Genomic DNA, 24,011 nt, shown 5'->3' with positions numbered 1-24,011 from the left:
CACCGCTGCCGTGCCCCTGCCGGGGACCCGAATCGGGTGCCCGGCCGGGGCGTCTGACGGTGTTTCGGCCCGGGAACCGTTCTGATATGGCCATGGCCGACTCAAAAGCGCCCCTGGACGGGGACGGCGCGCCCGTCGTCATCCGCGACCGGTTCGCCTACCGCGTCAAACGCCGTCTCCTCGGCCCCCCGCTCGTCACCGAGCAGCTCGCCGCGGAGAAACTCTCCAACCCGCTGGCCCTCGGCGTCCTCGCCTCCGACTGCATCTCCTCCACCGCGTACGGCAGCGAGGAGATGCTGCGCATCCTCGTCCCCGTCGTCGGCGTCGCGGCGTTCACACTGCTGATGCCGGTGACCGGCGCGATCCTGCTGGTCCTGCTGCTCCTGACGCTCTCCTACCGGGACGTCGTCTCCGTCTACACCCGCGCCGGCGGCTCGTACGTCGTCGCCCGCGAGAACTTCGGGCCGCGCATCGCCCAGATCGCGGCCGTCGCCCTGCTCGTCGACTACATCGTCACCGTCGCCGTCCAGACCGCCGCCGGCACCGATGCGCTGATCTCCCTCGCCCACCTCGTGGGCAACGGCTACACCGGCATGGACCACCTCAAGCTCCCCATCACCGCGGGCGTGGTGGTGGTGCTGATGTACGGCAATCTGCGCGGCATCCGCGAAGCGGGCCGGGCCTTCGCCGCCCCGGCCTACCTCTTCATGGTGGCCGTCGCCCTGATACTGGCCGTCGGCCTGGTCCGCGCCCTGACCACCGGGCTGCCGCACGCCGACGTGCACGCGCACGGCGCCATCCCGCTCGGCACCTCCGGCAGCGGCTGGCTGTACGGCACCTCGCTGTTCATGGTGCTCCGCTCGTTCGCCAACGGCGGCTCCTCGCTCACCGGTCTGGAGGCCATCTCCAACGGCGTCTCCGCCTTCCGCAGCCCGCAGGGCATCAACGCCCGCCGCACGCTCACCGCGATGAGCATCATCCTCGGCATCATGGTGCTCGGCGTCTCCACCCTCGCCCACTTCACGCACGCGATCCCCTATGTCGACGGCAACCCGACCGTCATCGCACAGGAGGCCCACCTCATCTTCGGCAGCAGCTGGGCGGGCACGGTGGGCCTGGTGTACGTCCAGCTGGCGACGGCGCTGATCCTCTACACGGGCGCCAACACCCCTTTCACGGGCTTCCCGTTCCTCGCCAGCTTCGTCGCCGAGGACCGCTTCCTGCCCCGCCAGCTGACGCGGCGCGGTCACCGCCTCGCCTTCTCCAACGGCATCATCTGCCTCACGGTCGTCTCCCTCGCCCTGCTCTTCGTCACGGGCAGCAGCGTCGACAAGCTCGTGGCGCTCTACGCCATCGGCGTCTTCACCGGCTTCACCATGGCGGCCGCCGGCATGACCGCCCACCACTGGCGGCTCGACGAGCCGTACCGCCGCATCAAGATCGCGGTGAACCTGGCCGCGGCCGTGACCTCCGCGCTCGTCGTCGTGATCTTCGCGATCACCAAGTTCACGGAGGGCGCGTGGCTGGTCGTCGTCGTCTTCCCGCTCGGCGTCTGGGCGTTGATCCGCATCAACCGCCAGTACCGCGAGGAGGCCGAGGCGCTGGAGAACGTCCCGACGTTCACGGCGGACGGGCCGCGGTGGCGCCGGCACGTGGTGTACGTCCTCGTCGACGGCCTCGACCTGGCGACGGTCAAGGCCCTGCGCTACGCCCACGAACTGCGCCCGGACGAGGTCCGGGCCGTCCACTTCATGATCGACGAGGCGAGGGCGCGGCGCCTGATCGCCCGCTGGGACGAAACCCCGGGCACCACGGTCCCATTGGGAGTCGTCAACTGCCCGGACCGCCGCCTCCGCCGCGCCGTGGCGGAACTCGCGGCCCGCACGACGGAGGACGGCACGACGGCCCTCACCCTCCTGATCCCACGGCGCACCCATTCGACGCCCATGGGACGGCTGTTGCACCGCGACACGGGCAACGAGATCGCCCGCGTCCTGGAGCAGCTGCCCAATGTGGCGGTGACGATCCTGCCGTTCGACGTGACACGGGCGATGGAACGGTTCCGGACGGGGCGGAAGGTGGAACCGGAGGCGGATGTGTGAGGGGGGCAAGCCCTTCCGGCAGCGCAAATCCTCGTTCCTCACGGTGAAATTCGTGATTTGCGCTGTCGGAAGGGATGCGGCGGGCGTAAGTCCTAGTCGACCGTCCACTTCAGCGGCGCCGCGCTGAAGCCGCGGGAGTAGGTGACGGTCGTGAGCTTCTTGCCGTCCGGGACGATGAACGGCCGGCAGAAGCTGTGTTCGTCCCCCTTCTGCCATGTGGCCGTCGTGTCCTCCTCCTTGCAGTCGGCCGGCCTGCTGCTCAGGTCGCCTATGAGGATCAGGCCGGTGCCCGGCTCGTCGCCCTCCGACAGGACTCCGACGTCGCTGCCGATCATGGGGCCCTCGATGGGGGCGTCGCCGCCGACCAGTTTGGCGTTCACGTAGACCCAGGCCAGGGTCTTGCCCTGGTACTTGTCCTTGTTCTTGTCGTCGAGCTCGGCGAGGTCGGACGGCTTGCCCATGACCACGCGCTGCGGCGTGATGGTGAACTTGCCGGTCTTGCCGTTGCGTTGGACCTCCTGGGCCTGGGCGCTGGGCTGGCCGAGCTTGAGCGTCTTCTGCGGCTTGTTGTTGTCCGAGGCGTGGAAACCGGTGTCACCCCCCGAGCTGCCCGAGCTGCTGGACAATCCGCCGTCCGTGACGATCTGGATGATGAGGAGGGTGAACCAGATGATCGGTATCAACGCCAAATAGATGGCGGGCCGTTGCAGCAGCGGCTTGCCCGGGTCCAGCTGCTGACCCGGCTGGCCGGGGACCGGAGGCGCGAGCTTCTTCAGCTTGGCGTTGACGACCGCGTTCCAGATGAGCGTGAAGGGCGTGATGATGACGAGCGAGATCGGGCTCCACCAGCCCTGCCACATCGTCTTCGCCGTCATGTCGCGCAGCACGGCCGTACCGCACGTCCGGCAGAAGGGGCCGTCGAGCTTCAGGAACCTCATCATGACGAGAATGCCCTGGTGTCCCCGGACCGTTGCCTCGACTGTCGGTACGGCGCCGCACAGCCGGCAGCCCGAGTGCGGCGGCTGGGCGGCGAATCCCGGCTGTCCCCAGGCCGCGCCGCCGGGCGGCGCCGGCTGGGGCGGGAAGCCCTGCGGAGGGCCGAAGGAGGCAGGCTGCTGCTGAGGTTGCGGCGGAGTTGCCACGAATATCCCCCGAGTTGAACTCAATACATGGAATTGCCCGCGCGCTCCCTCGGGAACGTGCGGTTGTTTGTTCTATCAGAGCCGGCAATGTCATGACCGTCACGCGAGACGCGAATGACATCCACCCGCCCGCGGCGCTAACTTCGCTGGGTCGTATTCATCCGCCACCACCCAGGGAGGGACCTTGACGTCGAACCTGCCGTCCGCACGGAGTGAGACCCGTACGGGGTTGATCTGCAGCATCGCCGCGTACACGATCTGGGGTCTCTTCCCGCTGTACTGGCCGCTGCTCAAGCCCGCCGGCGCGGCCGAGATCCTCGCGCAGCGCATGGTGTGGTCGCTCGTGGCCGTCGTCGTCGTGCTGGCCGTGACGCGGCACTGGGGGTGGATACGGCCGCTCCTGCGGCAGCCCAAACGGATCGGGATGATCGCGCTCGGTGCCGTCTTCATCTCCGTGAACTGGGCCGTCTACATCTGGGGCGTGAACTCCGGGCACGTCGTCGAGACGTCCATGGGGTACTTCATCAACCCGCTCGTGAGCATCGCCTTCGGCGTGCTCATCCTGCGCGAGCGGCTGCGGACCGCGCAGTGGGTGGCCGTCGGGGTGGGCGCGGCGGCGGTGGTCGTGATGACCGTGGCCTACGGGAAGCCGCCGTGGATCTCCCTCGCACTCGCCGCCACGTTCAGCTCGTACAGCCTGGTGAAGAAGCGGGTGGGGCTCGGCGGGCTGGAGTCGCTCGCCGCCGAGACGGCCGTGCAGTTCCTGCCCGCGCTCGGCTTCCTCGTCTTCCTCGGGGCACAGGGGCACAGCACCTTCACCGGCCACGGCACCGGGCACGCGCTGCTGATGATGAGTTCGGGCGCGCTCACCGCGCTGCCGCTCATCTGCTTCGGCGTGGCCGCCGTGCGGCTGCCGCTCACCGTGATCGGGATGGTGCAGTACCTCGCGCCGGTCTTCCAGTTCGCCCTGGGACTGGCCGTCTTCCACGAGGCGATGCCGGCCGAGCGCTGGGCGGGCTTCGCCCTGGTGTGGCTGGCGCTGGCGCTGCTGGTCGGGGATGCGCTGCGGACGGCGCGGAAGGCGCGCGTCGAGTTGCGGGGCGCGCAGGAGAAGGCCTCGACCGCGGCCAACCCGCCCTCCGATAAGCGGAATCCGGTGTCCGAAATCCGCTCTTGACGCACGTCCGGGGGGCCACCCAGCATCATGCTCACGTCAAGCACTGAGTTGGGAGCCCCCCACATGCGTCCCAGAACCCACCTTGCTGCGGCGTTGCTCGCCGCCGCCCTCATCGGCTCGTCCTCCATACCGGCATCCGCGGCGCGCCCCGCAACGGCCGCCGACGCGCCCGACATACCCGTCGCCGACATCAAGGCGCACCTCGACCGGCTCCAGTCCATAGCCGACGCCAACGGCGGCAACCGCGCCCACGGGCGCAGCGGCTACAAGGCCTCGCTCGACTACATCAAGAGCAAGCTGGACGCGGCCGGATACACCACGACCGTCCAGCGGTTCACGTCCAACGGGTCCACCGGCTACAACCTCGTCGCCGACTGGCCGGGCGGCGACCCGAACCACGTCGTCTTCGCCGGCTCGCACCTCGACTCCGTCACCCGCGGCCCCGGCATCAACGACAACGGCTCCGGCTCGGCCGGCGTCCTGGAAGTCGCCCTCGCCGTCGCCCGCTCCGGCTACAAGCCGGACAAGCACCTGAGGTTCGGGTGGTGGGGGGCGGAGGAGCTCGGGATGGTCGGCTCCACGAACTACGTCGACAAGCTGTCCGGCGCCGACCGTTCGAAGATCGACGAGTATCTGAACTTCGACATGATCGGCTCGCCGAACCCCGGCTACTTCGTCTACGGGTACGACTCCCGGCTGCAGGGACTCTTCGAGAACTGGTTCGCGGCGAAGAACATCGCGACCGAGGTCGACCACGAGGGAGACGGCCGGTCGGACCACGCGCCCTTCCAGGACGCCGGGATCCCCGTGGGCGGGCTGTTCAGCGGGGCCGACTACATCAAGACGGATGCGCAGGCGGCGCAGTGGGGCGGGACGGCCGGGCAGGCATTCGACGCCTGCTATCACCAGGCGTGCGATACGTCCAAGAACCTGGACGACACCGCGCTCGGCACCAATACGGCGGCCATTGCCTCCGCGGTGTGGAAGCTGAGCAGCAACTCGTAACGGGGGCCGCCGGGGCCCCGGGGCCCCGGCTCCCTCACGCCGTCACGTCCCGCGTCGTGAACCTCGCCCACGCCGCCGAGCCGAACACCGCCACGTACAGCGCCTGCAGCCCCAGGTTGCGGAGCAGTTGTTCGCCCCAGACCGGGTCCCGCAGCAGGTCCGCGAAGCTCTGCCAGTAGTGCGGGAAGAGGTAGGGCTGCACCGCGTGCAGTTGCGGGAACTGGTCCAGGATCTGCACCGTGATCAGCAGGCCGACCGTCGTCGCCATCGCCGCGATGCCGCTGTCGGTGAGCGTCGAGACGAACAGGCCCAGTGCCGCCAGGCCGGTCAGCGATGCCGCCACGAGGCCCGCGATGGCCAGGGCCCGCAGCAGGCCGTCGCCGAAGGACACCGTCGTCCCGCTGATCAGGGTCACGTCGCCCAGCGGGAAGAGCAGGGCCCCGACCGTCAGCGCGGACACCGCCACGACCAGCGTCGCCGCCAGGCAGAAGACCAGCGTGGACGCGTACTTGGCGAGCAGCAGCCGGGTCCGGCCGGCGGGGGCCACGAGCAGGTAGCGCAGCGTGCCGGCGGATGCCTCGCCGGCGACGGAGTCGCCCGCCACGACGCCCACCGCCATGGGGAGGAAGAAGGGCAGCGTCACCGCCAGGGACGTGAAGACAAGGAACAGGCCGTTGTTGGTGACCTGGTTGATGAAGGCGGGGCCTCCCCCGCCGCCGTCGCCCCCGCCGCGCCCGGTCTCCAGCTTCACCGCGATGCCCACCAGCACCGGCACGGCCGCCAGCACGCCCAGCAGCGCCAGGGTGCGCCAGCGGCGGAACACGGTGACGGTCTCGTTGCGGAAGAGGGAGAGGCGCCACAGCGGGTTCGGGCGCCCCGGCCGTATCGGCAGCACGTCAGCCTGCGACATCGAAACCCTCCCCGGTGAGTGCCACGAACGCGTCCTCCAGGGATGCCCGTTGGGCGCCGAAGGCCCGTACCCGGACGTCCGCGCGGACCAGTGCGGCGTTGAGGTCCGCCAGTTCGCCGGCGGGCAGTTCGCCCGTCACGCGGTCGTCGGTGACCACCAGGTCGTTCACACCGTGCTCCTTCAGGACGCGCACGGCCTCGGCCGTGTCGGGCGTGGTGACGGACAGCCGGCCGCGCACGGAGGAGGCCAGTCCGGCCACCGTGCCCTGGGTGAGCAGCCGGCCCCGGGACATCACCGCCACGTGCGTGCAGACCTGCTCGATCTCGTCCAGGAGGTGGGAGGAGAGGAAGACCGTGGTGCCGCCGGCGGCCAGGTCGCGCACCAGGGTGCGGATCTCGCGCATGCCCTGCGGGTCGAGGCCGTTGGTCGGCTCGTCGAGCACCAGCAGCTCGCGCGGCTGCAACAGGGCTGCCGCCAGGCCGAGTCGCTGCTTCATGCCGAGCGAGTACGCCCGGGCCTTCTTGGCCGCGGCGTTCGCGAGCCCCACCCGGTCCAGCGCCTCGCCGACCCGGGCGGCCCGGGTGCGGGGGTCCGCGGCGGGGTCGGCGGAGTCGAGCCGGACGAGGTTGTCGCGGCCGCTGAGGAAGCCGTAGAGCGCGGGGCCCTCGATGAGGGCGCCCACCCGGGGCAGCACCCGCTGCCCCGCCCGCGGCATCGGCTCGCCGAGGACCCGGGCGACACCCGACGTCGGCTCGATCAGGCCCATGAGCATGCGGATCGTGGTCGTCTTCCCGGAGCCGTTGGGGCCGAGGAAGCCGAAGACGCTGCCGCGCGGCACGACGAGGCCGAGGCCGTCGACGGCCGGCCGGCCGCGGCCGTAGCGCTTGGTGAGCGCGTGCGTCTCGATCACCGGTTCGTCCACCACAGGTCTCCTTCCGCCGGCTTTCGCCGACGCGCGTGTCACCCCGGCCCGGCGACGGCCGGGGTGACATCGGGACACGGCTTACTTGGCCGCGTCCGCCGCCTTGATCAGCGCGTCCTTGGAGACCGCACCGACGTAGACCCTGCCGTCGTCCGTCATCAGGGCGTTGACGATCCGGGTGCTGAAGACCCGGCCGGAGCCGAAGTCGCCCGTCACCTTGGAGCCGAAGCTGTCCAGCAGCTTGGACGCGTCGCCGTTCTTGCCGGCGTTCTTGTCGGCGCCCTGGCTCCTGCCCTTGCCGGGGACCGCGGCCTTGTCGCCCTTGAACTCGGCGATGGACGCCCAGCCCTTGCCGATGACCTTCGAGCCGCCCTCGTGGCCGGCGCCGCCGGTCAGACCGTCGAGGCCCTCCGGGAGCCTGCCGCCCTTCGCCTCCTTGCCGACCTCCTTGCCGCCCTCGGTCACCTTGGCGCCCTTCGGCGGGGTGAACGAGAACGTGTCCGCCGCCGGCTTGCCGAAGTCCACCTTGGTGAACGACGCGTCGACCACGGCCTTGCCGCCGCTCTTCGGCGAGAGCGTGAACTTCAGCGGCACGCCGTTCTTCGCGTCCACCGCGATCCGGATGGAACCGACCGTGGTCTCGGACTGCTTGGGCTTGATCAGCAGCTGGTAGGTGTCCCGCCCGGCCACCTTCGCCGTGCCGTCGACCGTGACCGCCGTGGTGTCGTCAGCCGCGGCGAGGGCCTTCTTGGCCAGCTCCTGCGGCGAGGCGTCCTTCACGTCACCGGGCATGCCCTCACGGGAGTTGCTGCCGCCGTGCTGCCCCTGCTGCGCCTTGGAGTGGTACGCGGTGTTGCTCGCGCTGTCGTACGCCCACACCTGGTCGCCGTTGCGGACGACGCTGTACTCGGCGGACTGTTCTACGACCGAGAGCCGCTGCTTGTCCGGACCGTCGGAGGCCACCCGCAGCGTGTGCGTGCCGGAGGCGAGTTCGGTGAGCTTGGCCTGCGGGGAGGCATCGCCGCCCTTCCCGCCACCGCCCTTGGCGCCGCCGCCCAGCGAGAGGCCCGAGGGCAGGGCGGGCAGGCCGAGGTCCGTGCTGATCTTCACCGTGCCCGACATCTGCCGGGTGTCGGACGCGGCCATCTTCGCTATCAGGTCCTGCGCGCTGATCTTGGGAAGGTCGGGGGCGCCGGAGCTCGCGAGGGCGGAGCCGATCCCGATGGCCGACGCGGCGACGCCCGCCACCACGACCGGAACCGCGTAACGGACGGCCTTGCGGCGGCCCGTGGCCCCGGCGGTGCCGTCGGCCTCTGGTGTCGGCTGGATCCGTGCCATGTGCTCTACCTCCGTCGTCTGCGGCGGTCTTGCACGTCGTAAGACTTACGTGTGTCCCCACCCAAGGCTCAACAGTGGCCCGACCGCTCGGTGGTGGGGACGTCTTCCATTCCACCAAAGCGGCCGTGGACGGTCATCAGCCGACGGGATCAACTCGGCGTACGCCTCGGGTATGACACGGAACGATGACGGGCCCGCCGCGCGGCGGAACACCCGTCACCGACGCACCGTCAGCCCGTCAGCCCGCGCGGTGCACCACGGCGTCGCACAGCTCCTCCAGCGCGGCCTTCGCCGGGCAGGCGGGCAGCGGCGCCAGGATCGCGCGGGCCTCCTGGGCGTAGCGCACGGTGTCGCGCCGCGCCTGCTCCAGCGCCGGGTGGGCGCGCAGTCTGCGCAGCACCTCGGCGTGGACCGCGTCGTCGGACAGGTCGCCGTCGAGCAGCGCGCACAGCTCCAGGTCCGCGGGCGCGCCGGTGGCCTCGGCGTGGGCCCGCAGGTGCAGCACGGGCAGGGTGGGGATGCCCTCGCGCAGGTCCGTGCCGGGCGTCTTGCCGGACTCGTGGGAGTCGCTGGCGATGTCCAGGACGTCGTCGGCGAGCTGGAAGGCGGTGCCGAGCCGCTCCCCGTAGTGGGTGAGGATCTCGACGACACCCTCGTCCGCGCCGGACATCATGGCGCCGTAGCGGCCGGAGACGGCGATCAGCGAGCCGGTCTTGCCCGCGATGACGTCCAGGTAGTGCTCGACGGGGTCGCGCCCGTCGCGCGGGCCCGCCGTCTCCAGGATCTGGCCGGTCACCAGGCGCTCGAAGGCCTCGGCCTGGATGCGGACGGCCTCCGGGCCGAGATCGGCGAGTATCTGCGACGCGCGGGAGAAGAGGAAGTCGCCGGTCAGGACGGCCACGGAGTTGCCCCAGCGGGAATTGGCGCTGGGCACGCCGCGGCGCACCGCGGCCTCGTCCATGACGTCGTCGTGGTAGAGCGTGGCCAGGTGGGTGAGCTCGACGACGACGGCCGAGGGCACCACGCCGGGGGCGTACGGGTCGCCGAACTGCGCGGCGAGCGACACCAGCAGCGGCCGGAACCGCTTGCCGCCGGCCCGGACCAGGTGCTGGGCGGCCTCGGTGATGAAGGGCACTTCGCTCTTGGTGGCCTCCAGGAGGCCCTCCTCGACGGCGGCCAGCCCGGCCTGGACATCGGCTTCAAGAGCCTGGTCCCGCACGCTCAGCCCGAAAGGCCCGACGACGGTCACGAGGGGTACTCCTGTCTGCCTGCGACTACGGGGTTTGTCGATGTGTCGCTGTCTCCACCGAAAGTCAGCGTATCCGGTCGGCTGTCGATCACCCTCGGCGCCCGCCCTTTCCGGCCCGGCCGCCCCGTGGCGCAATCCTTTCGCCCCCTGCGTGGAGCGCCCCTTCCGGGGGCCGTCCACGCAAACGCCGGACGGGCTGGAAATACCCGTCCGGCGTTCGTGGATCCGGTTCTGCTACAGCGCCGCGACCGCCCGCGCGAGCCGCGGCGACGCGTACTCCGTCCCGCACACGAACCGCATCACCGGCCCGTAGCTGGCCGCCGCGGGCAGCCCGGTGAAGAAGAGGCCCGGCACCGAGGACCGGTAACCGGCCCCGAGCCGCGGTCCGCCGGCCGCCACCGCCAGCCGGGCGCGCAGCCCGGCCCCGAGGAAGTCGAGCGCGCCGAGGTCCATGCGGTAGCCGGTGGCGGCGATGACGTGGTCGGCGCGCATCTCGCTCGTGACGCCCCCGTCACCCGTCAGCGTGAGCACGGCGCGCCCGTCCTCCGTCCGGGCACCGGTGATTCGCCGCCCCTCGCTGACCTGCACCCGGCCGACGAACCGGTCCCGCAGCCACCAGGCCCCGAGCGGCCCGAGCACCCGGCGCACCAGGAAACCCCGGGTCGGCGACGGCAGATGGCGGAAGCGGTCCGCGTGGTACGAGAAGGCGTACAGCGACCAGGCGCGCCCGAACGGCGTGTCCGGCTTCAGCAGGGACTGCCCGTCCGGCGGCGCCCCGAAGCGCACCGCGCCGCGCCTGCGGGCGACCACGCGCACGGTCGCCCCCGCGTCGGCCAGCAGCACCGCGGTCTCCAGGGCGGACTGTCCGGCGCCGACGACCACGACCTCGCGCCCCGCGAAGCCGGACAGGTCGCGGTGCTGGGAGCTGTGCGAGAAGGCGGCACCCGGCGCGGGGCCGTCCGGGGCCGCCGCGGCCAGCTCGGGCGGCAGGTGCGCCAGCCCGCTCAGCCCGGTGGCGACGACCACCGCGCGGGCGGCGAACTGCTCGCCCGAGTCCAGCTTCAGCTCGAAGCCGGCGCCATGGTCGCGCCGCTCCACGGACACCACGCGCACCTGCTCCAGCGCGGGCACCAGCCGCTCCTGGAACCACAGTCCGTACCGGGAGAAGGTGTCGCCGGGGATGACGTCCCAGTCGGACTCGTAGCGGCCTTCTCCCGTGTCCAGGCAGAAGTCGGACAGCGTGTGGCCCGGCTGCGGGGCGTCGATGCTCGAGGCGACCGGGGTGGATTTGAGCAGCATCCCGGCGGGCATGTGCTCGCGCCAGCTCACCATCGGCGCGCCGAAGACCCGCGTGGGCACGTTGCGCGCTTTGAGGTGGGCCGCGGTCGAGAGGCCGTACGGGCCGGCCCCGATGACTGCTACCGGAAGTGTCACGTGCTCCCCCTCCAGGGCGTTCCTCGCTCCAGGGCCTGTGCGGGCCAGGGCTTATCGGGCGGACTGCTCGGCGGACTGCTCCACGGCCGCCGCGGCGGCGGCGCGGCGCCGGGAGCGCCACAGCTGCCGCAGGTGCCGGACTCCCGGCCGTACGAACCGGGCGAGCATGGTGAAGAAGGGCTTGATGTCGTCGCGCGCGGCCCACGCCAGCTCGGTGCCGCTGGCCCGGGCGGGGGCGTGCGGGGTGGTATAGCCGCTGCGGCGGTACGCGGCCAGGGCGGGCAGGTCGATGTTCTCGACGACGAAGCGGCGCCCCGTGAGCTGCTCGCCCTCGGGCACCTTGCGGCCGGTGAGGTCGAGGTGCTGGGCCCGGACGACGTCGATGCCGGCCTCGTTCTCGAACATGCGGAACTGGGCGCCCATCCGCGGGTTGAAGTCGAGCAGCTTGTACTGCCCGTCGCGGCGGTCGAAGCGCCAGTCCAGGTCGATGATCCCGCAGAAGCCGATGCGCTTGATGAACTGCTCGGCCATCGCGGCCAGTTCGGGGTTGTCGACGATGTAGGCGTTGGCCGTCATGCCCGCGTGCGGCGGCCAGGAGCGCACCTTCACGCCGGTGAACAGGGCCAGCGGCGCGGACTCGGCGTCGAAGTAGGCGTGGACGATCCAGTCCTCCGCCTCCTCGCGCGGCAGGTACTCCTGCAGGATCACGCCGGGTTCCGGGCCCCATTCCCGGGCCAGGTCCAGCAGTTCGCGGGGGCCGCCGATGCGGGTCGTGCCGTGCACGGCGGGCCTGCGGCGCCGCTCGAAGGCCTCGCGGTTCTTGGCGACCACGGGGAAACGGGCGACGGACGCGTACTTCTCGATCTCCTCGAACGAGACGGGGAACAGCGTGGCCGGGGTGGGCACCCCGTGTTCCGTGCACAGTTCGTGCAGCCCCTGCTTGCTCGCGAGTCTGCGGGGCAGCCCCTGCTCGACCGGGGGGAAGAGGAAGCTGCCGGCGAGTTCGGCGGCGTGCTCGGCGACGAGGACGGCCGCCTCCTCGTCCGTGGGCACCAGCACCGCGGGCCGGCCGATCCGCCGCCCGATCCCCAGCAGGCCGGCGACCAGCTCCTCCGCGGGCTCGGTGCCCGTGGTGGGCCAGACGAAGCCCGCGGTGAGATAGCGGGAGAGCGCCGCGGGGGTCCAGCGGTCCTCGGTGACCGCGTACATCGGGACCCCCAGCCGGCCGAGGCTGCGGATCGCGCCCACCCCGCCGTGGTGCAGGGGATAGTCACCGATCTTCACGATCAAACCTGGTACGGACCGGTCCGCCGCTACGGGCGCGCGCCTGATCGCCACCAGCACCCCCCTCGGCCACCCAGCCTCAGCGGCCCCCCAATGAGTGTGACCCGACTTAGGACGCTACTTCGGAATCGCCGCTTCCAGCAAGGAGTTACCGGACATTGCTCCCCCTTTAGCCAACGATCGGGCGGCCCCTCGAACACCTCTTGCCATGGAACATTCACGACGTAATGTGTGGACCGGCCCCCGGGGCCGAACCGGAGCGTCCGGACGTCCAGGAGAAGGCGAGGCAGCATCACCATGCACGTGCACAGCCCGAGCGAACTGCCCGAAGGCGACCCCTTCGGCGCGGCCACCCTTCCGTACGGAATCTTCAGCACGCCCGACGCGCCGGACCGCCCCCGCGTCGGCGTCCGCCTCGGCGACCATGTCCTCGACGCGGCGGCCGCGGCGGCCGCGCACGGCTCCGCCCACGCCGGGCTGCTCGCGCAGCCCACGCTCAACGCGCTGATGGCGGCCGGGCGTCCGGTGTGGGAGGCCGTACGGCGGGAGATCCGCGGCTGGCTGCAGGAGCCGTACTTCCTCCCGCTGGACGCGGTGACGCTCCACCTGCCGTTCGAGGTCGCCGACTACGTCGACTTCTACGCCAGCGAGCACCACGCCACCAACGTGGGCCGCATCTTCCGCCCCGGCATGGACCCGCTCACGCCCAACTGGAAGCACCTGCCCATCGGTTACCACGGGCGCGCGGGCACGGTCGTGGTGTCGGGCACCGACGTCGTGCGCCCGCAGGGCCAGCGCAAGGCCCCCGACGCCGAACTGCCCTCGTTCGGGCCGTCGTTGCGGCTCGACATCGAGGCCGAGGTCGGCTTCGTCGTCGGCACTCCGGCACCGGCCGCAACTCCTGTGCCGATCGGGGAGTTCCGCGAGCACGTCTTCGGCGTCTGCCTCGTCAACGACTGGTCGGCGCGCGACGTCCAGGCATGGGAGTACGTGCCGCTCGGCCCGTTCCTCGGCAAGTCCTTCGCGACGTCCGTCTCGGCGTGGATCACCCCGCTGGAGGCCTTCGACGCGGCCCGCACGGCACCGCCGGAGCGCACGCACCCGCTGCTGCCGTACCTGGACGACAGCGCCGCCGAACCCGGCGGCATCGACCTGCGGATCGAGGTGCGCATCAACGGGGAGGTCGTCTCGCGGCCGCCGTTCGCCTCCATGTACTGGACCGCGGCCCAGCAGCTGGCCCATATGACCGTCAACGGCGCCTCGTTGCGCACCGGCGACCTCTACGCGTCCGGCACGGTGAGCGGTCCCGAGCCCGACCAGCTGGGCTGCCTGCTCGAACTCACGCAGGGCAAGGGGCCGTACCTCGCGGACGGCGACGAGGTCGTGCTGACGGCGTGGGCACCGGGCGCCGACGGCGCGCGCATCGGGCTGGGCGAGGTCCGCGGGCGCATCCTCCCGGCGCGCACGGCGTAGGGACGGGCGCGGGGTGCGTACCGGAGTCGCGCTGCTAACTTGTCGTGTCCAGTTCCACGAGGACAACGGAAGGGCACGTAGTGCGCAAGGCAGTACAGATCACGGGGGCGGCGTGCATCGCCGCTGTGCTGATGACCGGTTGCAGCAAGAGCAGTGACAGCGGCGGCGACAAGAAGGCGGACGGCGACAAGCCGACCGCCAGCGCGCAGCCGGCTGCGCCGGGCAGCAACGCCCCGGCCCCGGACCCGGGTTCCAACAACAAGGCCGACGCCGCCGCGCTGAACGGCGGCTGGGCCGACCTCAAGTCGCCCGACGGCGCCGTCGGTCTCTACATCAGCGGCACCAAGGCCGCCGTGGTCAACGGCGCCCACAAGTGCAGCGGCGGCATCAACCAGGCCAAGCCGGCCGCGCTGGACCTGACCTGTGCCGACGGTGACACCAAGCGGACGCACGGCACCGTCGAGAAGGCGGATGGATCGTCGCTGACGATCGCTTGGGCCTCGGGGGTCAAGGAGACCTTTACCAAGGCGGGTGCGCCCGGGGGCGCTTCCGGTGGGCAGATGCCGCAGTTGCCGGACCTCAGCAAGATCGGGCACTGAGCGGTCGTTCTTCGGCTGCGGGTCGGCTTGGGCTGGTCGCGCAGTTCCCCGCGCCCCTTACGGGGCGCGGGGAAACGGGGTGCGGGGCGCGGGGTGTCCGTTCAGCGCACGAACGTCCCCGCCTGGCCCGCCAAATCCAGGAAGTACTGCGGGGCCACGCCCAGGACCACCGTCACCGCCACCCCGATCGCGATCGCCGTCGACGTCAGCGGGCTCGGTACCGCCACCGTCGGGCCCTCCGCCTTCGGTTCGCTGAAGAACATCAGCACGATCACCCGGATGTAGAAGAACGCCGCGATCGCGGACGCCAGCACACCCACGACGACCAGCGGTGCCGCCCCGCCCTGCGCCGCGGCCTTGAAGACCGCGAACTTCCCCGCGAACCCGCTCGTCAGCGGGATGCCCGCGAACGCCAGCAGGAACACCGCGAACACCGCCGCCACCAGCGGCGAACGCCGCCCGAGACCGGCCCACTTGGACAGGTGCGTCGCCTCGCCGCCCGCGTCCCGCACCAGCGTCACCACCGCGAACGCGCCCAGCGTCACGAACGAGTACGCCGCGAGGTAGAACAGCACCGACGAGACACCGTCGGGCGTCACCGCGATGACACCGGCCAGGATGAAGCCCGCGTGCGCGATGGACGAGTAGGCCAGCAGCCGCTTCACGTCCGTCTGCGTGACGGCCACGACCGCACCGATCAGCATCGTGACGATCGCGACGCCCCACATCACCGGCCGCCAGTCCCAGCGCATGCCCGGCAGCACCACGTACAGCAGCCGCAACAGGGCCCCGAAGGCGGCGACCTTCGTCGCCGCCGCCATGAAGCCCGTCACCGGCGTGGGGGCGCCCTGGTACACGTCCGGGGTCCACATGTGGAACGGCACCGCGCCCACCTTGAACAGCAGGCCCATCAGCACCATCGCGCCGCCGGTCAGCAGCAGCACGTCGTTGCCCATGGTCGATGCGAGCGCCGGGTCGACCGTCGGCGTCGTGCCGCCGACGACCTCGGCGATGCCCGCGTAGGTGACCGTGCCCGCGTAGCCGTAGAGCAGCGCGATGCCGAAGAGCAGGAACGCCGAGGAGAAGGCGCCGAGGAGGAAGTACTTGACGGCCGCCTCCTGCGAGAGCAGCCGCTGCCGCCGGGCCAGCCCGCACAGCACGTACAGCGGGAGGGAGAAGACCTCCAGGGCCACGAAGAGCGTCAACAGGTCGTTGGCGGCGGGGAAGACGAGCATGCCCGCGACTGCGAAGAGCAGCACCGGGAAGACCTCGGTCGTGGTCAGGCCCGCCTTCACCGCCCTGCGCTCGGCGTCGCCGCCGGGCACCGCGGCGCCCTCGGCGACGAAGGAGTCCACCGGGCGGCCGTGCGCGGCCGGGTCGAGCCGGCGCTCGGCGAAGGTGAACACCGCGACCAGGGAGACGAGAATGATCACGCCCTGCAGGAACAGCGCCGGGCCGTCGACGGCCAGCGCCCCCATGGCCGCGATATGCGCCTTGTCGGTCGCGTAGCCGTCGGCCGCCAGCGCGACGACGGCGGCGAAGGAGGCGGCCAACCCGACGACGGCCAGCACGACTTGGGAGATATGGCGGGCGCGGCGCGGCAGGAACGCCTCGACGAGGACGCCCAGGACCGCGGCACCGAGGACGATCAGCGTCGGGGACAGCTGGGCGTACTCGATGTGCGGGCCGGGGATCTTCCGTGGTGCCTCGGCCGCCACACTTGTCCACAGGCTGTGGACAGTCTGGGCGGCATGGACGGCCTGCACGGATGCCGGGTGACTCACTTCGCGGCCTCCACATCGTTCGCCTGCACGGGCGGCTTGGGATCGGTCCGGTCCACCTGCGCCATCGTGTGCGCGACGGCCGGGTCGATCATCCGGGTCAGCGGCTTGGGATAGACGCCGAGGAACAGCAGCAGCGCGATCAGCGGTGCCACGACGGCCAGTTCGCGCACCCTGAGGTCCGGCATGCCGCGCACCGGCTCGCGCACCGGGCCGGTCATGGTGCGCTGGTAGAGGACGAGGACGTAGAGCGCGGCCAGCACGATGCCGAGGGTCGCCACCCCGCCGATCACCGGGTGTCGGCTGAACGTGCCGACGAGCACCAGGAATTCGGAGACGAAGGGCGCCAGGCCCGGCAGCGACAGCGTGGCCAGACCGGCCACCAGGAAGGTGCCGGCGAGGACCGGCGCCACCTTCTGCACGCCGCCGTAGTCCGCGATGAGCCGCGAACCGCGGCGCGAGATCAGGAAGCCCGCGATCAGCATCAACGCCGCCGTGGAGATCCCGTGGTTGACCATGTAGAGCGTGGCACCGCCCTGGCCCTGGGTGGTCATCGCGAAGATGCCCAGGATGATGAAGCCGAAGTGCGAGATCGAGGCGTAGGCGATCAGCCGCTTGATGTCCCGCTGGCCGACGGCCAGCAGCGCCCCGTAGAGGATGCTGATCAGCGACAGCACCAGGATCACCGGGGTCGCCCACTTCGAGGCCTCGGGGAAGAGCTGGAGGCAGAAGCGCAGCATCGCGAACGTGCCGACCTTGTCGACCACCGCGGTGATGAGCACGGCGACCGGGGCCGTGGACTCCGTCATGGCGTTGGGCAGCCAGGTGTGCACCGGCCACAGCGGCGCCTTCACCGCGAAGGCGAAGAAGAAGCCGAGGAACAGGGCGCGTTCGGTGACGGTCGCGAAGTGCAGCCTGCCCGCGGCGCGCGCCTGGAGGATCTCCTGGAGGGAGAAGGTGCCGGTGCCCAGCTGGTGGGCGGTGACCGCGTACAGCCCGACGACCGCGGCCAGCATGATGAGACCGCCGGCCAGGTTGTAGAGCAGGAACTTGACGGCCGCGTACGAGCGTTGGGCCGCTGCTTCCTCCTCGGTGCGCTCCCCCGCCCGGTCCCCGAAGCCGCCGATGAGGAAGTACATCGGGATGAGCATGGCTTCGAAGAAGATGTAGAAGAGGAAGACGTCGGTGGCCTCGAAGGCGATCACCACCATCGCCTCGACCATGAGGATGAGCGCGAAGAAGCCCTGCGTGGGCCGCCAGCGCTTCGAGTGCGTCTCCAGCGGGTCGGCATCGTGCCAGCCGGCCAGGACGACGAAGGGCACCAGCACCGCGGTGAGCGCGATCAGCACCACCGCGATGCCGTCGACGCCCAGCTCGTACCGCACCCCGAAGTCCTTGATCCAGGCGTGCGATTCGGTGAGCTGGAAGGGCCCGGCCGCATGCGGATCGAACTGCGCCAGCTGCACCCCGGCGAGGCCCAGCGTGGCGAGCGAGAAGGCCAGCGCGAGCCACTTGGCGGCGGTGCGGCGCGCGGCGGGGACCGCGGCCGTGGCCACCGCGCCGAGCGCGGGCACCGCCGCCGTGACCGTCAGCAGAGAAGTCATGGCTTATACCGCCCTCATCAGCAGGGTCGCGGCGATCAGCACCGCCGCGCCGCCGAACATCGAGACCGCGTACGACCGCGCGAAGCCGTTCTGCAGCCGGCGCATCCGGCCCGACAGCCCGCCGACGGAGGCCGCGGTGCCGTTGACCACGCCGTCGACGAGCTTGTGGTCGACGTAGACCAGGCTGCGCGTGAGGTGCTCGCCGCCGCGCACCAGCACGACGTGGTTGAAGTCGTCCTGCAGCAGGTCGCGCCGGGCCGCCCGGGTGAGGAGCGTGCCGCGCGGCGCCGTGACCGGCACGGGCGAGCGCCCGTACTGCTGCCAGGCGACGGCGGCGCCGATCACGAGGACGACCATGGTGGCCGCGGTGACCTGCCCGGCGCCGACCGGCGAGTGTCCCTCGGCGTGCCCGGTGACGGGCTCCAGCCATTTCAGGAAGGCGCTGTTGATGCTGAACAGGCCACCGGCGAAGACCGATCCGACGGCGAGCAGGATCATCGGGATCGTCATGGTCTTCGGCGACTCGTGCGGGTGCGGCAGGTTGCCGTCCTCCGCGGCGGAGCCGCTGTCAGACACTGTCGGCTGCCAGCGCTTCTCGCCGAAGAAGGTCAGCAGCATCACGCGCGTCATGTAGTACGCGGTGATGGCCGCGCCCAGCAGGGCGGCGGCGCCCAGGATCCAGCCCTCGGTGCCGCCCTTGGCGAAGGCGGCCTCGATGATCTTGTCCTTGGAGAAGAAGCCGGACAGGCCCGGGAAGCCGATGATGGCGAGATAGCCGAGGCCGAACGTCCAGAACGTGACGGGCATGTACGAGCGGAGGCCGCCGTAACGGCGCATGTCCACCTCGTCGTTCATACCGTGCATCACCGAACCGGCACCGAGGAAGAGCCCGGCCTTGAAGAAGCCGTGGGTGACCAGGTGCATGATCGCGAAGACGTAGCCGACCGGCCCGAGGCCCGCGGCGAGGATCATGTAGCCGATCTGGGACATCGTCGAACCGGCCAGGGCCTTCTTGATGTCGTCCTTCGCGCAACCGACGATCGCACCGAAGAGGAGCGTGACCGCGCCGACCGTGACCACGGCCGTCTGCGCGTCCGGCGCCCCGTTGAAGATCGCCGAGGACCGGGTGATCAGATACACCCCGGCCGTCACCATCGTGGCCGCGTGGATCAGGGCCGAGACGGGAGTCGGGCCCTCCATCGCGTCCCCGAGCCAGGACTGCAGCGGCACCTGGGCCGACTTGCCGCACGCGCCGAGCAGGAGCAGCAGGCCGATGGCCGTGAGCTTCCCCTCGCCCGCCTGGTCCGCGTGGGCGAGGACGGGCGCGAAGGAGAAGGTGCCGAAGGTGGTGAACATGACCATGATCGCGATGGACAGGCCCATGTCGCCGACGCGGTTGACGAGGAAGGCCTTCTTCGCCGCCGTCGCAGCGCTGGGCTTGTGCTGCCAGAAGCCGATCAGCAGGTAGGAGGCGAGGCCCACGCCCTCCCATCCGGCGTACAGCAGCAGGTAGTTGTCGGCGAGGACGAGCAGCAGCATCGCGGCGAGGAAGAGGTTGAGGTAGCCGAAGAAGCGCCGCGGCCGCTCGTCGTGCGCCATGTAGCCGACCGAGTAGAGGTGGATCAGCGAGCCCACGCCCGTGATCAGCAGGACGAAGGTCATCGACAGCTGGTCGAGGTGGAAGCCGACGTCGGCCCGGAAACCGCCGACCGGCACCCAGCTGAACACCGTGACGTCCAGCGCCCGGTTGTCGCCCTTCCTGCCCAGCATGTCGGCGAAGAGCCACACGCCGAGCACGAAGGACACGGCCGCGAGCCCGGTGCCCACCCACGGCCCGCTGCGATCGAGCCGGCGCCCGCCGCACAACAGCACGCCCGCGCCCAGCAAGGGCACCAGGACGAGCAATCCGATGAGGTTCTCCACGTCTGCGTCCCCTTACAGCTTCAGCAGGCTGGCGTCGTCGACCGAGGCCGAGTGGCGGGAGCGGAAGATGCTCACGATGATCGCGAGGCCGACGACGACCTCGGCGGCCGCCACGACCATCGTGAAGAAGGCGATGATCTGGCCGTCGAGCGTGCCGTGCATCCGGGAGAACGTGACGAACGCCAGGTTGCAGGCGTTCAGCATCAGCTCGATGCACATGAAGACGACGATCGCGTTCCGCCGGACGAGCACACCGGCCGCCCCGATGGTGAACAACAGGGCCGCGAGGTAGAGGTAGTTGACCGGGTTCACTTGGCGGCTCCCTGTCCGTGCGCGCTCTCCTCGCCGCGGCCGCTCTCCAGCCGCTCCTGCGCGCGCTGCTCCAGCGCGGCGAGCTCGGCGAGGGCCTCGCCGGACACGTCGCGGATCTGGCCGCGGTCGCGCAGTGTCGGGCTGACGGTGAGCTCGGACGCCGTGCCGTCGGGCAGCAGGCCGGGGACGTCGACCGCGTTGTGCCGGGCGTAGACGCCGGGCGCGGGCAGCGGGGGGACCTGGGTGCCCGTGCGGACGCGCGCCTCGGACCGCTCGCGCTGGGTGGCGGCGCGCTCGGTGCGCTCCCGGTGGGTGAGCACCATCGCGCCGACGGCCGCGGTGATGAGCAGTGCGCCGGTGAGTTCGAAGGCGAAGACGTACTTGGTGAAGATCAGCGCCGCCAGCCCCTGCACGTTCCCACCGGAGTTGGCCTGGCCGAGCCCGTTGAACCGGTGCAGCGAGGCGTTGGCGATGCCCGCGGCGAGCAGGATGCCGAAGCCCAGGACGCACAGTCCGGCGAGCACGCGCTGGCCCTTGATGGTCTCCTTCAGGGAGTCCGCGGCGGTGACGCCGACCAGCATGACGACGAAGAGGAACAGCATCATGATCGCGCCGGTGTAGACGACGATCTGCACGATGCCGAGGAAGTAGGCGCCGTTGGCGAGGTAGAAGACCGCGAGGACGATCATCGTCCCGGCGAGGCACAGCGCACTGTGCACGGCCTTCCTTATCAACACCGTGCCGAGCGCCCCGGCCACGGCGACCACCGCCAGGATCCAGAACTGCACGGCCTCACCGGTGGACGTGGACGAGACGGCGTCCGCGAGGGCGCTCATGCGTCCGCCCCTTCCTCTTCGGGGTGTTCGCCCCTGGACACCGCCGGCTGCCGGACCGTGCCCGGCGCCGCCTCCGTCACCAGCCCCCGGTAGTAGTCCTGTTCGGTCATGCCGGGGAAGATCGCGTGCGGGGTGTCGACCATGCCCTCTTCGAGGCCGGCCAGCAGCTGCTCCTTGGTGTAGATCAGCGACTCGCGGCTCTCGTCGGCCAGTTCGTACTGATTGGTCATCGTCAGCGCCCGCGTGGGGCACGCCTCGACGCACAGGCCGCACAGGATGCAGCGCAGATAGTTGATCTGGTAGACGCGGCCGTACCGCTCGCCCGGGGAGTAGCGCTCCTCCTCGGTGTTGTCCGCGCCCTCCACGTAGATGGCGTCCGCCGGGCAGGCCCAGGCGCACAGCTCGCAGCCGATGCACTTCTCCAGGCCGTCGGGATGCCGGTTGAGCTGGTGGCGGCCGTGGAAGCGCGGCGCGGTCGGCTTCTTGTACTCCGGATACTGCTCGGTGAGCCGCCTCCTGAACATGGCCTTGAAGGTCACGCCAAAGCCGGCCACGGGGTTCTGGAAGTCAGACACTGCCCCCCGCCTCCTTTCCGTCACTCAGAGTGTCCACCCCGCCACTGACAACGGGCTCCCGCTCCCGGCGCGGCCGCCGCCGCGGCACGTGCGGCACCTCCTGGCCGGGCAGCGGCGGCACGGGGAAGCCGCCCGCCACCGGGCCGAACGGCCCTGCCCCCGGCCCGGCTTGGCCGGCGGGCACCCCGCCCGCGTGCTTCCCGCCGCCGTCCCGCTCCCGGAAGACGTCGACGAGGAAGGACAGCAGCAGCACCGTGAGCACCGCGCCGCCGACGTAGAGCACGATGTCCTGGAAGTCGTAGTTCTCGTTCCGCAGCGCCCGCACGGTCGCGACGAGCATCAGCCAGACCACCGAGACCGGGATGAGCACCTTCCAGCCCAGCTTCATCAGCTGGTCGTAGCGCACCCGGGGCAGCGTGCCGCGCAGCCAGATGAAGAAGAACAGCAGCACCTGCACCTTGATGACGAACCACAGCAGCGGCCACCAGCCGTGGTTCGCCCCCGGCCACACCGCCGAGAGCGGATACGGGGCCTGCCAGCCGCCCAGGAAGAGGGTGGTCGCCACCGCCGAGACCGTGACCATGTTGACGTACTCGGCGAGCATGAACATCGCGAACTTGATCGACGAGTACTCGGTGTTGAAGCCGCCGACCAGGTCGCCCTCGGACTCCGGCATGTCGAACGGGGCCCGGTTGGTCTCGCCGACCATCGTCGCGATGTAGACGAGGAAGGAGACCGGCAGCAGCAGGACGTACCAGCGGTCGTGCTGTGCCTCGACGATCGTCGACGTCGACATCGAGCCGGAGTAGAGGAAGACCGAGGCGAAGGCCGCGCCCATCGCGATCTCGTAGGAGATCATCTGCGCGCAGGAGCGCAGCCCGCCGAGCAGCGGATAGGTCGAGCCGGAGGACCAGCCGGCCAGCACGATCCCGTAGATGCCCACCGAGGCGACGGCCAGGATGTAGAGCACCGCGATCGGCAGGTCGGTGAGCTGCATGGTGGTGCGGTGGCCGAAGATCGAGATCTCGTCGTGCGCGGGCCCGAAGGGGATCACGGCGATGGCCATGAACGCGGGGATCGCGGCGACGACCGGGGCCAGGACGTAGACGATCCTGTCCGCGCGGCGGACGACCACGTCCTCCTTGAGCATCAGCTTGATGCCGTCGGCCAGCGACTGCAGCAGACCCCACGGGCCGTGCCGGTTGGGGCCGATGCGCAGCTGCATCCACGCCACGACCTTGCGCTCCCAGACGATCGAGAACAGCACGGTCAGCATGAGGAACGCGAAGCAGAACACGGCCTTGATCAGCACCAGCCACCACGGGTCGGAGCCGAACATGGACAGGTCCTCGGCGGCGAGGACCGTGTGCGGGACGTTCACGACTGCACCTCCGGAGTCGTCGCGGGGCCGATGCGGACCACCGCGCCGGGCTGGGCGCCGGTGTCGGAGGCCACGCCCCCGCCCGTGGAGTTCAGCGGCAGCCACACCACCCGGTCCGGCATCGCGGTGACCTTCAGGGGCAGTTGGACGGACCCGGCCGGGCCGGTCACCCGGAGCACGTCGCCGTCCTTGACGCCCGCCTCCTCCGCCGTCGCCGCCGACACCCGTGCGAGGGCCGCGTGCCGGGTGGCGGCCAGCGCGTCGTCGCCCTCCTGGAGCCGGCCCCGGTCGAGCAGCAGCCGGTGCCCGGCGAGCACCGCCTCCCCGGCCTGCGGCCGCGGCACCGGGCGCGCGGGCTCGGAGGGGCCGGACGCCCACTCGCCCCGCCAGCGGCCCAGCCGCTCCAACTCGGCCCGCGCCGACGGCACATCGGGCAGTGCCAGGTCCACGTCCATGGCGGCGGCCAGCATGTGCAGCACGCGCGCGTCCGGCATGGGCTGCCGGGTCGTCGCCTGGTCCGGCCGGACCGCCGCCTCGAACGGGCGGGCCCGGCCTTCCCAGTCGACGTACGTGCCCGGCTTCTCGGCCACGGCCGCGACCGGCAGCACCACGTCCGCCCGCTCCGTCACCTCGCCCGGCCGCTGCTCCAGGCTCACCAGGAACCCGACCGCGTCCAGCGCCTCACGCACCCGCGCCGGGTCGGGCAGGTCCGCGGGCTCCAGCCCGGCCACCACCAGCGCGCCCAGCTCGCCCGAGGCGGCGGCCTCGACGATCTGGCCGGTGTCCCGCCCGGGGCTGCGCGGCAGTTCGGCCACGCCCCAGGCGGCCGCCGTCTCCTCGCGCGCCCGCGGATCCGTCGCCGGGCGCCCGCCCGGCAGCAGCCCCGGCAGGGCGCCCGCTTCGAGTGCGCCCCGCTCGCCCGCCCGGCGCGGGATCCACACCAGCGCCGCACCGGTCGCCCCGG

At 71.1% G+C, this 24,011-nt stretch carries 20 protein-coding genes; 5 read left to right on the top strand and 15 right to left on the bottom strand.

Annotated elements, in window-relative coordinates; all coding sequences use genetic code 11:
• The first annotated feature begins 92 nt into the window (after positions 1-92).
• The gene (locus tag HG542_RS17885; protein WP_171082634.1) at positions 93-2,102 is read left to right on the top strand and encodes an APC family permease; all 2,010 of its coding nucleotides are present in this window, start codon (positions 93-95) and stop codon (positions 2,100-2,102) included.
• Positions 2,103-2,194: 92 nt separating this feature from the next.
• Here the strand turns inward: HG542_RS17885 and HG542_RS34400 are convergent, their stop codons facing one another.
• The gene (locus HG542_RS34400; protein WP_176606671.1) at positions 2,195-3,043 is read right to left on the bottom strand and encodes a hypothetical protein; all 849 of its coding nucleotides are present in this window, start codon (positions 3,041-3,043) and stop codon (positions 2,195-2,197) included.
• A 385-nt stretch (positions 3,044-3,428) separates the two neighbouring features.
• Here HG542_RS34400 and rarD point away from each other — a divergent pair, with 385 nt between their 5' ends.
• Together rarD and HG542_RS17870 are read left to right on the top strand one after the other, a co-directional pair.
• Positions 3,429-4,421, top strand: coding sequence for an EamA family transporter RarD (gene rarD / locus HG542_RS17875; protein ID WP_227727381.1), 993 nt, complete (start codon positions 3,429-3,431; stop codon positions 4,419-4,421).
• 63 nt (positions 4,422-4,484) lie between these two features.
• Positions 4,485-5,426: a M28 family metallopeptidase gene (locus tag HG542_RS17870; protein WP_229922867.1), complete on the top strand. Its 942-nt coding sequence runs from the start codon at positions 4,485-4,487 to the stop codon at positions 5,424-5,426.
• Positions 5,427-5,460: 34 nt separating this feature from the next.
• Here HG542_RS17870 and HG542_RS17865 read toward each other — a convergent pair whose 3' ends face one another.
• The 6 genes from HG542_RS17865 to HG542_RS17840 all read right to left on the bottom strand — a co-directional run bounded on the left by HG542_RS17865 (position 5,461) and on the right by HG542_RS17840 (position 12,563).
• Entirely contained in the window at positions 5,461-6,336 is an 876-nt protein-coding gene (locus HG542_RS17865; protein WP_171082631.1) for an ABC transporter permease, read from the bottom strand.
• A complete protein-coding gene (locus HG542_RS17860) occupies positions 6,323-7,261 on the bottom strand; it encodes an ABC transporter ATP-binding protein (protein ID WP_308438090.1) in 939 nt (312 codons plus the stop codon). Before HG542_RS17860 ends, HG542_RS17865 begins: the two co-directional genes overlap by 14 nt.
• Before the next feature lie 78 nt (positions 7,262-7,339).
• A complete protein-coding gene (locus HG542_RS17855; RefSeq protein WP_171082627.1) occupies positions 7,340-8,596 on the bottom strand; it encodes a LolA family protein in 1,257 nt (418 codons plus the stop codon).
• Between the two features lie 238 nt (positions 8,597-8,834).
• On the bottom strand, positions 8,835-9,845 hold the full coding sequence (locus tag HG542_RS17850; protein WP_171082625.1) for a polyprenyl synthetase family protein: 1,011 nt from the start codon (positions 9,843-9,845) through the stop codon (positions 8,835-8,837).
• 234 nt (positions 9,846-10,079) lie between these two features.
• On the bottom strand, positions 10,080-11,279 hold the full coding sequence (locus HG542_RS17845; RefSeq protein ID WP_171082623.1) for an NAD(P)-binding domain-containing protein: 1,200 nt from the start codon (positions 11,277-11,279) through the stop codon (positions 10,080-10,082).
• Positions 11,280-11,330: 51 nt separating this feature from the next.
• Entirely contained in the window at positions 11,331-12,563 is a 1,233-nt protein-coding gene (locus HG542_RS17840; protein ID WP_373313210.1) for a carboxylate--amine ligase, read from the bottom strand.
• Between the two features lie 297 nt (positions 12,564-12,860).
• Between HG542_RS17840 and fahA the strand changes: the two genes are divergently transcribed.
• On the top strand, positions 12,861-14,036 hold the full coding sequence (gene fahA, locus HG542_RS17835) for a fumarylacetoacetase (protein WP_171082621.1): 1,176 nt from the start codon (positions 12,861-12,863) through the stop codon (positions 14,034-14,036).
• Between the two features lie 80 nt (positions 14,037-14,116).
• Positions 14,117-14,635, top strand: a complete 519-nt coding sequence (locus HG542_RS17830; RefSeq protein WP_171082619.1) for a hypothetical protein — start codon at positions 14,117-14,119, stop codon at positions 14,633-14,635.
• Positions 14,636-14,736: 101 nt separating this feature from the next.
• Here HG542_RS17830 and nuoN read toward each other — a convergent pair whose 3' ends face one another.
• From nuoN to HG542_RS17790, 8 genes are all read right to left on the bottom strand, one after another.
• Complete coding sequence (nuoN, locus tag HG542_RS17825) at positions 14,737-16,419, bottom strand: NADH-quinone oxidoreductase subunit NuoN (RefSeq protein WP_227727387.1); 1,683 nt, start codon at positions 16,417-16,419, stop codon at positions 14,737-14,739.
• The gene (locus HG542_RS17820; protein WP_171082617.1) at positions 16,416-18,020 is read right to left on the bottom strand and encodes an NADH-quinone oxidoreductase subunit M; all 1,605 of its coding nucleotides are present in this window, start codon (positions 18,018-18,020) and stop codon (positions 16,416-16,418) included. The genes nuoN and HG542_RS17820 overlap by 4 nt, the downstream gene beginning before the upstream one ends.
• Before the next feature lie 3 nt (positions 18,021-18,023).
• Complete coding sequence (nuoL, locus tag HG542_RS17815) at positions 18,024-19,943, bottom strand: NADH-quinone oxidoreductase subunit L (protein ID WP_171082614.1); 1,920 nt, start codon at positions 19,941-19,943, stop codon at positions 18,024-18,026.
• A 12-nt stretch (positions 19,944-19,955) separates the two neighbouring features.
• Positions 19,956-20,255: an NADH-quinone oxidoreductase subunit NuoK gene (nuoK, locus tag HG542_RS17810; RefSeq protein WP_171082612.1), complete on the bottom strand. Its 300-nt coding sequence runs from the start codon at positions 20,253-20,255 to the stop codon at positions 19,956-19,958.
• Positions 20,252-21,091 carry an NADH-quinone oxidoreductase subunit J gene (locus HG542_RS17805; protein ID WP_171082610.1) on the bottom strand — a complete coding sequence of 280 codons (840 nt, stop codon included), beginning with the start codon at positions 21,089-21,091 and terminating at the stop codon, positions 20,252-20,254. The genes nuoK and HG542_RS17805 overlap by 4 nt, the downstream gene beginning before the upstream one ends.
• Complete coding sequence (nuoI, locus tag HG542_RS17800) at positions 21,088-21,666, bottom strand: NADH-quinone oxidoreductase subunit NuoI (protein ID WP_171082608.1); 579 nt, start codon at positions 21,664-21,666, stop codon at positions 21,088-21,090. The genes HG542_RS17805 and nuoI overlap by 4 nt, the downstream gene beginning before the upstream one ends.
• Positions 21,659-23,005: an NADH-quinone oxidoreductase subunit NuoH gene (nuoH, locus tag HG542_RS17795; RefSeq protein WP_171082806.1), complete on the bottom strand. Its 1,347-nt coding sequence runs from the start codon at positions 23,003-23,005 to the stop codon at positions 21,659-21,661. Before nuoH ends, nuoI begins: the two co-directional genes overlap by 8 nt.
• A 38-nt stretch (positions 23,006-23,043) precedes the next feature.
• A partial coding sequence (locus HG542_RS17790; protein WP_171082604.1) for a molybdopterin dinucleotide binding domain-containing protein occupies positions 23,044-24,011 on the bottom strand: 968 nt, incomplete at its 5' end.

The organism is Streptomyces morookaense (assembly GCF_013030945.1).
In the GTDB taxonomy this organism is placed as follows: Bacteria; Actinomycetota; Actinomycetes; order Streptomycetales; family Streptomycetaceae; genus Streptomyces; species Streptomyces morookaensis.
Note: the sequence above shows the minus strand (reverse complement) of the source record. Positions and strands in the feature narration are given on the sequence as shown.

What these genes read in the sequence shown, in the direction of transcription:
- HG542_RS17805 (WP_171082610.1), bottom strand. Translation starts at nt 21,091, where the DNA reads ATGAGCGCCCTCGCGGACGCCGTCTCGTCCACGTCCACCGGTGAGGCC.
- HG542_RS17865 (WP_171082631.1), bottom strand. Translation starts at nt 6,336, where the DNA reads ATGTCGCAGGCTGACGTGCTGCCGATACGGCCGGGGCGCCCGAACCCG.
- HG542_RS17870 (WP_229922867.1), top strand. Translation starts at nt 4,485, where the DNA reads ATGCGTCCCAGAACCCACCTTGCTGCGGCGTTGCTCGCCGCCGCCCTC.
- HG542_RS17820 (WP_171082617.1), bottom strand. Translation starts at nt 18,020, where the DNA reads ATGACTTCTCTGCTGACGGTCACGGCGGCGGTGCCCGCGCTCGGCGCG.
- HG542_RS34400 (WP_176606671.1), bottom strand. Translation starts at nt 3,043, where the DNA reads ATGATGAGGTTCCTGAAGCTCGACGGCCCCTTCTGCCGGACGTGCGGT.
- HG542_RS17855 (WP_171082627.1), bottom strand. Translation starts at nt 8,596, where the DNA reads ATGGCACGGATCCAGCCGACACCAGAGGCCGACGGCACCGCCGGGGCC.
- nuoH (WP_171082806.1), bottom strand. Translation starts at nt 23,005, where the DNA reads ATGTTCGGCTCCGACCCGTGGTGGCTGGTGCTGATCAAGGCCGTGTTC.
- HG542_RS17885 (WP_171082634.1), top strand. Translation starts at nt 93, where the DNA reads ATGGCCGACTCAAAAGCGCCCCTGGACGGGGACGGCGCGCCCGTCGTC.
- fahA (WP_171082621.1), top strand. Translation starts at nt 12,861, where the DNA reads ATGCACGTGCACAGCCCGAGCGAACTGCCCGAAGGCGACCCCTTCGGC.